Origin of the sequence: Dysgonomonas sp. Marseille-P4677 (assembly GCF_016652235.1) — a bacterium.
In the GTDB taxonomy this organism is placed as follows: Bacteria; Bacteroidota; Bacteroidia; order Bacteroidales; family Dysgonomonadaceae; genus Dysgonomonas.
The window spans coordinates 1-12,500 of the sequence record NZ_JAEPKU010000130.1 but is presented as its reverse complement, the minus strand read 5'-3'; the positions used below and the strand labels follow the sequence as shown (position 1 = coordinate 12,500).

The 12,500-nt window shown below is 34.7% G+C and carries 11 protein-coding genes; 8 read left to right on the top strand and 3 right to left on the bottom strand.

All coding sequences use genetic code 11. The features are described from left to right. Positions 1 to 230 precede the first annotated feature (230 nt). The 5 genes from JGH11_RS16520 to JGH11_RS16500 all read left to right on the top strand — a co-directional run bounded on the left by JGH11_RS16520 (position 231) and on the right by JGH11_RS16500 (position 4,604). Complete coding sequence (locus JGH11_RS16520; protein WP_236264047.1) at positions 231 to 2,342, top strand: S9 family peptidase; 2,112 nt, start codon at positions 231 to 233, stop codon at positions 2,340 to 2,342. A gap of 2 nt (positions 2,343 to 2,344) precedes the next feature. Continuing rightward, positions 2,345 to 2,707: a 6-carboxytetrahydropterin synthase QueD gene (gene queD, locus JGH11_RS16515; RefSeq protein ID WP_201113663.1), complete on the top strand. Its 363-nt coding sequence runs from the start codon at positions 2,345 to 2,347 to the stop codon at positions 2,705 to 2,707. Beyond that, complete coding sequence (locus JGH11_RS16510; protein ID WP_201113661.1) at positions 2,688 to 3,269, top strand: 7-carboxy-7-deazaguanine synthase QueE; 582 nt, start codon at positions 2,688 to 2,690, stop codon at positions 3,267 to 3,269. The genes queD and JGH11_RS16510 overlap by 20 nt, the downstream gene beginning before the upstream one ends. A 3-nt stretch (positions 3,270 to 3,272) precedes the next feature. Next, on the top strand, positions 3,273 to 4,187 hold the full coding sequence (locus JGH11_RS16505; RefSeq protein ID WP_201113659.1) for a ribonuclease Z: 915 nt from the start codon (positions 3,273 to 3,275) through the stop codon (positions 4,185 to 4,187). A 78-nt stretch (positions 4,188 to 4,265) separates the two neighbouring features. Continuing rightward, positions 4,266 to 4,604: a T9SS type A sorting domain-containing protein gene (locus tag JGH11_RS16500; protein WP_201113657.1), complete on the top strand. Its 339-nt coding sequence runs from the start codon at positions 4,266 to 4,268 to the stop codon at positions 4,602 to 4,604. A gap of 74 nt (positions 4,605 to 4,678) precedes the next feature. Here the strand turns inward: JGH11_RS16500 and JGH11_RS16495 are convergent, their stop codons facing one another. Together JGH11_RS16495 and JGH11_RS16490 are read right to left on the bottom strand one after the other, a co-directional pair. Then, entirely contained in the window at positions 4,679 to 5,260 is a 582-nt protein-coding gene (locus JGH11_RS16495) for an FKBP-type peptidyl-prolyl cis-trans isomerase (protein WP_201113655.1), read from the bottom strand. A gap of 2 nt (positions 5,261 to 5,262) precedes the next feature. Continuing rightward, on the bottom strand, positions 5,263 to 6,801 hold the full coding sequence (locus JGH11_RS16490; RefSeq protein WP_201113653.1) for a glycine--tRNA ligase: 1,539 nt from the start codon (positions 6,799 to 6,801) through the stop codon (positions 5,263 to 5,265). 447 nt (positions 6,802 to 7,248) lie between these two features. Between JGH11_RS16490 and JGH11_RS16485 the strand changes: the two genes are divergently transcribed. The 3 genes from JGH11_RS16485 (at position 7,249) to JGH11_RS16475 (ending at position 11,995) form a co-directional block, all read left to right on the top strand. Then, complete coding sequence (locus JGH11_RS16485) at positions 7,249 to 9,948, top strand: TonB-dependent receptor (protein WP_201113651.1); 2,700 nt, start codon at positions 7,249 to 7,251, stop codon at positions 9,946 to 9,948. 92 nt (positions 9,949 to 10,040) lie between these two features. Then, the gene (locus JGH11_RS16480) at positions 10,041 to 10,721 is read left to right on the top strand and encodes a response regulator transcription factor (RefSeq protein WP_201113649.1); all 681 of its coding nucleotides are present in this window, start codon (positions 10,041 to 10,043) and stop codon (positions 10,719 to 10,721) included. Further along, positions 10,718 to 11,995 (top strand): HAMP domain-containing sensor histidine kinase, encoded by a 1,278-nt coding sequence (locus tag JGH11_RS16475; RefSeq protein WP_201113647.1) that lies wholly within the window; start codon positions 10,718 to 10,720, stop codon positions 11,993 to 11,995. Before JGH11_RS16480 ends, JGH11_RS16475 begins: the two co-directional genes overlap by 4 nt. 8 nt (positions 11,996 to 12,003) lie before the next feature. Here JGH11_RS16475 and JGH11_RS16470 read toward each other — a convergent pair whose 3' ends face one another. Further along, positions 12,004 to 12,447 (bottom strand): PepSY-like domain-containing protein, encoded by a 444-nt coding sequence (locus JGH11_RS16470; RefSeq protein WP_201113645.1) that lies wholly within the window; start codon positions 12,445 to 12,447, stop codon positions 12,004 to 12,006. Between the last annotated feature and the right edge of the window lie 53 nt (positions 12,448 to 12,500).

Here is a 12,500-nt window from a genome sequence, read left to right as displayed (position 1 = left end):
ATCTATAACGTACAAAGATAGTGTTTATTTTTTAAACGTTTAAAAAATAAAATTGTTCTAAAAAAAAATTAACTTAATAGACGGATTCTGTACTCTTATATTTAAAAATACGAATCATATCCATTAAATAAAATCACAACGCAGAAAATCATTATCTTTGTTCCCTTAATTAGGATTGTTATATGAAACTCATTAATTCACTCATTTTAGCGATAAGCGTCTTGCTTCCAATGAAATCATTTAGTCAAGATATTCCTTTAACATTAGAAGACCTGATTCCCGGTGGTAAAACAAATTACAAGTATCGTGCCGAAATGCCAAGACAGATTAGTTGGCATGGAGATAAATTAACCTATATCAAAGGTGATTCTATAATGATAGCTCCGCTGTCAGAAAAAGAGAAGCCACAGGTTTTTCTTTCTCTTAACGATATAAATAAAGGCCTTAGTATAGATAAAGAAGAGTTGCCTAAAAGTTTAAGTATGGTACAATTTGTTTCAGATGAAACAAATGAACTTTTAGTTATGACAACTCAGAATTTTTTCTTTTATGATTTTGTGGAAAAGAGTGTGAAAGCGAAATTTCGGAATATAGAAAAAATGGAAAATCATGATTGGTCCGAGAAGAGTAGAATGCTTGCATATACAAAAGGGAATAATTTATTTGTACAAAATTCCGATGGAAAAGAATTTGCTGTGACTACAGAGACCGATACAGGAATAGTTTCGGGACAGTCGGTACATCGTAATGAGTTTGGAATAAAAAAAGGCACTTTCTGGTCTCCTTCAGGAAATCTATTGGCTTTTTATAGGATGGATGAAACGATGGTGACAAACTATCCGCTTGTTGATGTTTCGGTACGAATAGCTAAATTAAAGGATGTAAAATATCCTATGGCAGGAATGAAAAGCCATCAGGTAACTATCGGTGTCTATAATCCGGCAACACAAGCAACTGTATTCTTAAAGACAGGAACGCCAAAAGAAAAATATTTGACCAATGTATCATGGGGGCCTGACGAGAAAAGTATATATGTTGCTGAAGTAAATAGAGGGCAGGATACATGTGTGGTGAAAAGCTATGATGCCGTAACCGGAAGGTTATTGGCTACATTATTTACCGAAACGCACTCGAAGTATGTAGAGCCTGAGAATCCTGTGCAGTTTCTGAAAAATGACCCGACAAAATTTATATGGCAGAGTGAGCGTGATGGGTTTAATCACTTATATTTATATGATACTACTGGTAAGCTATTAAAACAAATTACTACCGGTAAGTGGGATGTTACGTCTGTTTTGGGCTTTGATCAAAAGGGAGAGAATTTATTTTATATTTCGACAGAGGTAAGTCCTATTGAAAAGCATGTATATAAGTTGAATTTTAAAAATGGAAGAACCGATAGATTGTCAAAAGAGGACGGTGTTCATTATGCAGCATTAAGCACATCGGGTAAATATATTTGTGATAGGTATTATTCTCAAAGCAATCCTGGAAAAGTAGCTATTACTGAAACGAAAACGAATAAAACATTTATTTATCATACGGCAAAAAATCCATACAGGAATGTTCAGTTGCCGGAGATTACTTTAGGCAAGCTGAAGGCTGATGATGGAACTACTGATTTATATTATCGACTAGTTAAGCCTTTGAATTTCGATGCTTCTAAGAAATATCCTGTTGTTGTTTATGTTTACGGTGGTCCGCACTCTCAATTAGTAGATAATTCGTGGCTTGGACAGGCTAGAGGTTGGGATATATATATGGCCGAAAAAGGCTATATCGTATTTACATTGGACAATAGAGGTACATCTAACAGAGGTATAGACTTCGAGAATATTACCCATCGTCAATTAGGAGTAGTAGAAACTCAAGATCAGATGACAGGAGTGAATTATCTGAAATCGTTGGCCTATGTCGATGTTGAACGTATAGGAGTCCATGGTTGGAGTTATGGAGGATTTATGACATTGAATCTGATGTTGCGCCATCCTGAAACATTTAAGGTGGGGGTTGCCGGAGGTCCGGTTACGGATTGGAAATATTATGAAATAATGTATGGTGAACGCTATATGGATTCGCCACAAGATAATGCTGAAGGATATAAAGGCTCCAGCATGGTAGAACGGGCCGGAGATCTTAAAGGACGCCTTCTGCTCATACATGGCGATGAAGATCATACAGTAGTAATGCAGCATAGCCTGCAATTTCTGCATTCTGCTATCAAAAAAGGTACTCATCCCGACTTCTTTGTATATCCGGGGCAGGAACATAATATGGTAGGACGCGATAGGGTGCACCTACATGAACATATAACTCGTTATTTTGACGACTTTTTGAAATAAATATGTATAAAATAAGTAAACAATTTGCATTCTCTGCATCTCATATACTTGAGGGGCTTCCTTCGGAACATCCCTGTTCGCGTCTTCATGGACATAATTATGTGATTACTGTACATCTATGTGCAGAATTCTTAAATTATGTGGGTTTCGTTAAAGATTACAGAGAATTGGACAATGTGAAGAAGTATATAGATGATACTTTAGATCACAGGCATCTGAATGATATTCTCCCATTTAATCCTACGGCCGAGAATATAGCTAAGTATCTTTATGATATTTTCAAGGAGAAAATTCCTGAGTTGTATGCAGTAGAAGTATCAGAAACACCTAAAACAACTGCTATTTATGAAGCTGATAGTAAATGAGATCTTCTATTCTCTTCAGGGTGAGGGTGGACGTAGTGGTGAGGCATCCATATTTATAAGACTTACTAAATGCAATTTGGCATGTAGTTTCTGTGATACGGACTTTGCTGATGGAGACGAAATGACAATAGATGAAATTCTGAAGGCGATAAGTGTTTATCCTTGTAAGTGGATAATATGGACAGGTGGAGAGCCAACTATTCAGCTAAAGGATGAATATTTAGCTGTTTTTAGAGATCATGGGTATAAGCAAGCGATAGAAACAAATGGAACGCGAAGAGTACCTTCTCTTATAGATTATATCACCTGTAGTCCTAAACAGGATTATAGTTCTATTAAAATGCGGATACCTTTTGCACATGAAATACGCATGCCTATAATGGTCGGAGATCCTATTCCGGATATATCTGTATTTCCTATTGCAGATAATTATTTTCTGAGTCCGGTATTTGATGGAGATAAAATAAATATGGATAATGTGGCTTACTGTGTATATTTAATAAAAAATCATCCCCAATGGCGTCTTAGTTTGCAAACGCACAAACTGATACACATCGAATAAAGAATGGAGAAATTTGAGCTCGATATACTAGGATGTGGTTCTGCCACTCCTACCACCTTACATAATCCTTCATCACAAGTGCTTAATGTCAGAGAAAAGTTATTCATGATAGATTGTGGAGAGGGGACGCAATTGCAGTTTAGGAGGAGTAAATTACGATTTGGCAGGTTGAATTATATATTTATATCACATCTACACGGAGATCATTGTTTTGGACTCATTGGCTTAATCTCTACATTAGCTCTGCTTGGCCGTACCGGCGATTTGACGATATTTTCTGTAGCTGGCTTGGAAGATGTTTTACGTACTGAGATCGACTTTTTTTGTAGAGATAACCCTTTTCGGGTCAAAGTAGAAACTTTTGATCCAAAGAGGAGTGAAGTCATATATGATGACCGGTCAGTATCTGTAAAAACAATACCGCTTTTGCATCGAGTACCTTGTGGAGGTTTTCTTTTTCAAGAGAAGCAAAAAGAAGCTCACTTATTGCCTGAAATGATTAAGTTTTATAATGTACCGATCAGAGAATTAGCTAGGATCAAACAAGGTGCGGATTATATTACGGAAGACGGAGTTCTTATCGCAAATAACAGATTAACCAAACCTGCCGAACCTGCACGTTCTTATGCTTATTGTTCCGATACTGCATATAATGAAAATATTATACCTATAATAGAAGGGGTGGATTTATTGTATCATGAGGCAACATTCGCAGATGTCGATGCTATGCGAGCAAAGCAAACAGGGCATTCTACAGCGGTGCAGGCAGCACAAATCGCAAAAATGGCACATGTAAAGAAATTGATGCTTGGACATTTTTCGGCAAGGTATGTAGATAATCAAATTTTGCTGGATGAGGCAAGTAAGATATTTCCTAATACAATTCTTGCTAACGAGGGGCTGCGTGAAAAATTGTAAAATAATACATAATTTTTCTATATTTTATTATTTTATAATGTTTAATATCTATATTTGTGATTATTAGGTGTATAGATAATGACTACATACAGAAAAATACTATTGTCTTTATTGTTGGCGGGAGTCTCTTTATCAGCTAGTTCTGAAGAAAAAGACTTTCCTTCGGATTCCTTTCCTTCGGATTTTAAAGAGGTGCAGGATAGAACGATGAATCTGGATCTAGAAATAAATAGAACAACAAAAATAACTTTGGAGAATATACCAACAACCGGTTATTTGGAAGTCTATAGTATTTTGGGTTTAAAGGTTACCAGTGTAAATTTGAAAACTATCTTAGGCAGCTATCCATTAGAATTGCCGAAAGGTATTTATATTATAAAAGCAGGAAAGGTTGCTCAAAAAATAATTGTAAGATAAAATAGATTTCTCTTTTATATCAAAAGGGTTCCATTTATTAAATGGAACCCTTTTTGATTTTATGCTGTAGATATTTATTTTTCTTCACGAATAATATCCATTAAATAAATCTTGAATCGTAATGTTGTATAGCCCTTGATTACCTGGGTATATCCATTATATTGTCCGGATTCTTTATATCCAAGCTGCCAAGGAATATAAACCTCCCTTTGATCACCAATCCTCATATATTGTAGTATTGTAGTAAAGCCATCTATATTGTTTGATACTCTGGTTCTATATATACGATGGTTATCTTTTTCTGTACTGTCAAAGACGTACTCCGTTCCATCTAGATTTAGATAAGAACCTTCGTAACGAATAGCAACGCTATCTGTAAAGATTGGAGGGGCAGAGGTCGGATCTACTTCCGGTATACCTTCTCCAAAGAATTTTTCATGTCTTATGTCTTTCCAATAAACAGAACCATTCTTACTAATAGACATAAGCTTTTTATATTCCGAATTAATATTATATTCCGGATCAATATCCTTTATTTGTTGTTCATTGTATGCTTTCCATTCTTCATCTATTCCGGTGTCATCATCATCTCCACAAGAAGGGAATGCTATTAATGAGCAAAATAAGATTAATAAAGCAAATAAATTTTTATTCATGTTTATCCTATTGTTTTCAATAAATTCTTCATACTTACTTTATCAGAGATAATATCTGATAGTTTATCTATAGTTACACGCTCTTGTTGCATTGTATCGCGGTAACGAATTGTTACAGTATTGTCCTCTAAAGACTGATGATCTACGGTGACACAATATGGGGTTCCGATAGCATCCTGACGACGGTACCGTTTTCCTATACTGTCTTTTTCGTCGTATTGGCATTTGAAATCAAATTTCAAAGAATCTATTATTTCACGGGCCTTTTCTGGTAGTCCATCTTTTTTCACCAATGGTAAAACCGCTAACTTAATAGGAGCTAAAGCTGCCGGTAATTTCAATACAACTCTGCTTTCTCCACCTTCAAGCTCTTCTTCAGCATAAGAGGCTGCCATTGTAGATAAAAACATACGATCAACTCCAATCGATGTTTCAATAACGTAAGGTGTGTATGATTTATTGAGTTCAGGGTCGAAATATTGTAATTTTTTTCCCGAGAACTTTTCATGGCTAGCCAAATCGAAGTCGGTACGTGAATGTATTCCTTCTACTTCTTTGAATCCGAATGGCATCTCAAATTCGATATCAGTAGCAGCATTCGCATAATGTGCAAGCTTGTCATGATCATGAAAGCGATATTTGTTATCTCCATATCCAAGGGCTTTGTGCCATTTCATACGCGTTTCTTTCCATTTGGCAAACCAGTCTAGCTCCTCACCGGGGCGAACGAAGAATTGCATTTCCATTTGTTCAAATTCACGCATACGGAAAATGAACTGACGGGCTACAATCTCATTGCGGAAGGCTTTACCTATCTGTGCTATACCGAACGGTATTTTCATGCGACCAGTTTTCTGCACATTCAGGAAGTTTACAAAAATTCCTTGAGCTGTTTCAGGGCGGAGATATACTTTCATTGCGCCATCTGCAGTCGAACCCATTTCGGTAGCAAACATCAGATTGAATTGGCGTACTTCAGTCCAGTTGCGTGTGCCACTGACAGGGCATACAATTTCGCAATCTATTATTATTTGACGGAGTTCATCAAGATTATTATCATTCAAAGCTTTTGCAAAGCGAGAGTGTATCTCATCACGTTTAGCCTGGTTTTCCAGTATACGAGGGTTGGTTTGACGAAACATGGTTTCATCGAAGCTTTCTCCAAATCGTTTTGCAGCTTTTTCTACCTCCTTGTTTATTTTGTCGTCTATTTTGGCTAGATGATCTTCTATCAAAACATCGGCACGATAGCGTTTCTTACTGTCTTTATTGTCAATCAAAGGGTCGTTAAAAGCATCCACATGCCCCGAGGCTTTCCAGATAGTAGGGTGCATAAAGATAGCGGAATCAATACCTACAACATTCTCATGAAGTAGTACCATGCTATCCCACCAGTATCTTTTTAGATTATTCTTAAGCTCTACGCCCATTTGTCCATAATCGTAAACAGCACTTAATCCGTCATATATTTCACTAGACTGGAATACAAAACCATACTCTTTGCAATGCGAGATTATCTTTTTAAATACATCTTCTGACATAGACCTTTGATTCTTTTAGTATTTTATTTTTAAATATTTAAATAAGAGCACAAAGTAAACATTTTTTTTTGACATAAGGGGGTAAGAGGCCTTACATTATGAATCGCTTATCTTTCGTTAAGGAAAAATAACGTGAAATCATACAAATTGATTATATCTGTAAATCTCGGGATCCAAGGTGCTATGTATGAGTTTTTTTTCTTATTCTAATATTGAATGAATAGTATATTTAGAATTAGATCAAAATATAAAGAGCATATTTCTGTTATATTTATTGTATAGCTAAACAAAAATAGATTATTATTTGATATAGAAATCGAGTTAATTAGGAGGTCTATGTTGTTAAATGGTTTATTTTTGTGAAAAGGTGGGTGGCAATTAACGATTTTTGGTCATTTTACACTCTATGTAAATAGATAATCTTTGTTGTCCTAAAACAATATATTGATGAGGTGTTTATATGTATTCTTTTTTATGATAGTAAGTCTTTTGTCCGTAGCTCAAACAGGACAGAGGGGAGGCAAGGGATATATAGAAGGCTCAGTATATGAAGAAAAGACAAAAGAATCGATTGTTTCTGCTACAGTAAAACTACTTAACACAACTGATAGTGCTACCCTTCAGGCTGTAGCAACGAACGACAAAGGTCATTTTAAATTTTGGGTAGAAAGCGGGAAATATATTATCGAGGTATCTTTTATCGGGTATAAAACATTTTCACAAGAAATTGAACTAACAACGAAGCAACCCAATTTCACCCTCAGTGATATTTTACTCCAAGAGGGTACAATAATGTTAGAAGCTGCGGTTGTAGAGGGTAAAGTGCCTGATATTGTAGTTAAAGGAGATACCATTGAGTATAATGCATCGTCATATAGTTCGCAAGAAAGTGATATGTTACAAGATATGGTAAAGAATATTCCAGGCATTGAAGTTGATGAGAATGGAAACATTACAGCTAATGGAAAACCAATTAGAAAAATACTTGTAGATGGAAAGGAGTTCTTCGGTAATGATATACCTATGGCTTTGGCTAATCTTCCGGCTAATATGATAAAGAAACTACAGCTTTATAAAGAAGAGTCTGAGACAGCTAAAGTAACCGGATTTAGAGATAAAGATCCGGAACAGGTATTGAATTTAGTAGTAAAAGAGGAACTGAAACAAAGTACTTTCGGCGATATAAGAGCCGGTTATGGCAGTGATGATAAATATGCACATAAAGCATTGGTGAATTATATGCGAAATGACAATCAGGTTTCGTTTGTCGGTGATATGAGTAATATACCGGATAACGAGTATTCCATGGGGATGGATAATGGTATAGACAAGGATAAGAATATAGGGGTAAATGCATATATACAAACCTCAGAGAAGTTGAAAGTGGGAGGGAATGTAAGATATTCGGACAACGAAAACCTTATGGAAACTCAAACAAATACACAAACGTTCCTGTCTACCGGAGATCGCTTATCGAAACAAAATATGAGTTCGAATAATAAGAGGAGTAATACAAACTTTGGAGTAAATATTCAATGGAAGCCTGACTCATTGACTACTGTCTTTGCTCGGTCTTATATAAGCTTAAATGATACGAAAAGTGAGCAAAGATCGACAAATCTTTCTTATGTAGCAGAAAAAGATACAACCTCGGGTTATTCCACAAACCAGTCGAAGGGTGATGACTATAGTATAAATAATTTTTTTACAATTGGACGAACACTTAATAAGAATGGGCGTACTGTGAGTATGTCTTTCAACAATTCGATACGGAATGAAAATAGTAAAGGATCGAATTATTCATATACATCCTATACGGGGAAAACAGCCGATAAAATAATAGATCAACGAACGAATACGGATAATAAGACAAGTAGCTATAATCTATTTATGTCTTATGTAGAGCCATTAGGTAAAGATTATCGGTTGCAATTGTCATATTCATATGGTATTAATAATTCGGAACGTATCCGAGATGTTCGTAAAATAGATGATAATAAAGATTATACAATTATAGATACGGCATATGCCAGAAATACTGAAAATAAATACATAAATCAAAATGTTAGTTTGAATTTTCAAGCTACTAAAGAAAAGTATAGATATACAATCGGCTTTAGTATAGACCCTTCGCGTTCGCGGAGTAAAATTAGCCTAGGCGATTCTATTATAGAAAATCTTAGTCAGAGTGTGGTGAATTTTTCACCGACCCTGAATTTTTCATATACCCCCAAAGAGAACACAAGTGTAGACTTTAATTACTCTGGTTCGACCAGCCAGCCCGGAATCAGCCAATTATCGGCCGATACAGTCATTCTGAATGCACTGTCTAAATATTATGGAAATCCCAACTTGAAACCGAGCTACAGTAACAATTTCAATCTATATTATCAAAAATCGGATTATGAGACATCACGTTTTTTTATGCTTATGGGAGGTTTCAATTATATATTTAATAACATAGTTGATTATACAATAATAGATGATCAGGGAAATAGTACAAATACATATAGGAATGTAAGTGGCAATATGGGAGCAAATATAAACTTTATGTATAACACCCCTCTTAGAAATAAGAAATTTACAATTGCAAATACTTCTGTAGTCAACTATTATAAAAATATAGGTTTCACAAACGGAGAAAAGGCCATAACACATAATATTGTTCTGAATGAACAGGTTATGGCTAGATTTAAGAATGATAAATTTGAATCATTGCTGAGAGCCGGGATATCATATAATATGACACGAAATAATCTCACTGATCTACAAGATAGAAATACCACTAATTATACTCTCAATCATTTCTTAACATGGAAACTTCCTTATGATTTTACTTTAACGAGCAATATAAATTATTCTTATTATGTAGGATATGGGGATGATTTTAAAAGCAGTGAAGTTTTGTGGAATACATCAGTTTCAAAACAATTCCTAAAAAAGAAGAAGGGAACAGTTAAAGTGCAGATGTTTGATATTTTGAATGACAGGAATAATATTTCGCGCTATGTTAGTGGAAACTATATGTCTGATTCGAGGTCAAATACAGTAAATCAATATTTTTTAGTTAGCTTCTCCTATAAGTTCAATGTTATAAAAGGGAAGAAAGATAACGATGAAAGCGATATTTATGAGGGTGAGCTTTGACGTATTTGTTTTATATATAGATAGATGTGTTGGTTAGGGCGGTTTAAAGTTAAATTATTAACTTTGCCGACGGGATAAAAACCCATTAAAACATGAATTTACTTATAATTGAAGACGAGTTAGATTTGTTGGAGTCAATCACCAAATTCTTAGTATCTGAGAATTTTGGGGTAGAAGGGGTTTCTACATATCAAATGGCAGAAGAAAAAATAGAACTTTATGATTACGATTGTGTAGTTGTAGATATTAGCCTTCCCGGTGGTAGTGGGTTAGATATTATCAGAAGGTTGAAAAAACGAAATAAAGATGCTGGAGTAATAATTATATCGGCCAAGAACTCACTTGATGATAAACTCATCGGATTAGATATCGGAGCTGATGATTATTTAACTAAGCCTTTCCATTTACCTGAATTGAATGCCCGAGTTAAATCGATAATTCGTCGACGGAATCTGCAAGGTCAGAACGAAAAGAGTTTTAATGAGATTACAATAATTTTTGATAGCCGTCGCGTGGCAGTTAAAGGTGAAGATGTTATTCTGACCAGAAAGGAGTACGATCTACTTTTGTATTTTCTTATGAATAAGGACAAGGTCTTGAACAAAGAAGTAATAGCAGAGCATTTATGGGGTGATGATATGAGCCTTAGTAGTGACTCGTTTGATTTCATATATACTCATATAAAGAATCTGAGAAAAAAGCTGATTGATAAAGGTTGTAAAGATTATATCAGAACAGTGTATGGTATAGGATATAAATTTTCGGAAGAATGACTTTGATAAAGTTGATACGGAAATATCTTATTATAGCCAGTTTATTTGTTTTACTAATTGGCTGTATATCACATTTATTAATCTTTCGGTTTTTTATTCATTATTCAGCTGATAGTGTGCTTATAGAGCAGCAACAGAAAATTGAAAGTTTTGTAGCAAAACATGATACCTTACCTCTAGTTTGGAAAGTAATATTACAACCAGCTCGTATAGAAAGGAGGCAGATAGATAACCCTGATGTGTATCCGGCACAGATGTTCAAAGATACTCTGCTGTACAGCGAAGAAACGGGTAGTATTACTCCTTATAGGCAACTTTACTTTGTTGTCTCATATAAAGGAGAGTATCATTTGGTGAACATAAATCAGCCGACAATGATTTCGGACGATCTATTCTATGCCATCATTTCATCACTTTTCATACTGATTTTCTTACTCATATTTCTTACTTATGTCATTAGTTATCTTTTAAAAAGGAATATATGGATTCCTCTAAATAAAAATCTTCGAGAGTTGCATAATTATGATTTAAAAGCTAATACAGCTTTAAATTTAGAGAACCCTGGTATAAAGGAGTTTGATGAAATAAATGATGTAATTATGCGTATGGTAGAGAAGATTAATGCAGATTATGAAAACTCGCGTATTTTTGCAGAAGATGCTTCGCATGAGATGCAAACACCGCTTTCGATTATTAAGTCTAAATTAGACTTAATAATACAGGATGATTCTCTAAAAGATAGGCCAGATCAGATACAGTCAATGCAAGCTATATCGAGGGCTGTTACTCGTTTGTCTAAGCTAAATAGATCATTGTTGCTGATAACAAAGATCAATAATAATCAGTTTGAGGATAAAGAGAATGTGAATATTGCCGATTTACTTCGTGGTTATCTTGAAGATTTGGAAGAGTTGATGGCGACAAAAGACTTGACCATAAAGCACGAGATTGGGTTGTGTTATCATTCGATGAATCCTATTCTATCAGAGATAATGATCTCAAATTTACTGAGCAATGCTATCAGGCATAATGTAGTAGAGGGGGAAATAAAAATTATCTTAAATGCCGAATATCTTTCTATTTCAAATACCTGTATAGAGGAGGTCGACGAGGACGTGAATCTTTTCAATCGAATGATTCAGCGTAGTAGAACTAAAGAATCTTCAGGCTTGGGCTTGAATATTGTAAAGTCTATTTGTGAAAAAAGTAATCTGAATATATATTATGACTATCCCTCGAAAAATGTTTTTCGGATAATAGTTGCTTTTAAGTAAATAGGATACTATTTTTTTTTCTTTTTGAACTTTCCTTGTTTATCAAAGAATAGATCGGGTGTGTCGGACAGTTCTATTTTATAACCGGACGATTCTCTTTCTATCTTGATTATAATCCGGAGAGGGTATTTTTCTGCGATGTATTTTACCATATTTGTAGGTAGTCTGTCTATAATACTTTTTGGTAATGGATGATAATCACTTTCTATTTTAATCCATTTGTCACCTTTAAATTCTACTTCATATCCATCTTTGTATTTAGCTTTGTATTCCCCATCTTTGTCGTTGTATTCAAGTTCATCTAACTCCATACCCTTAAAATGCTTTTTCAAAAAGCAGGTTACTTTTGTAGGAGGAGTGTCGCTTTTGTTCTCACCACTTACAGGTAGAGATAAAGAGTTTAGGCAAATTAAAATGCTTATTAGTAATAGTTTATCAGCGTTTTTTTTCATATCACTATTTTATATCTAAGCTAAATCGACACCTAATATATATTGTAATTAAT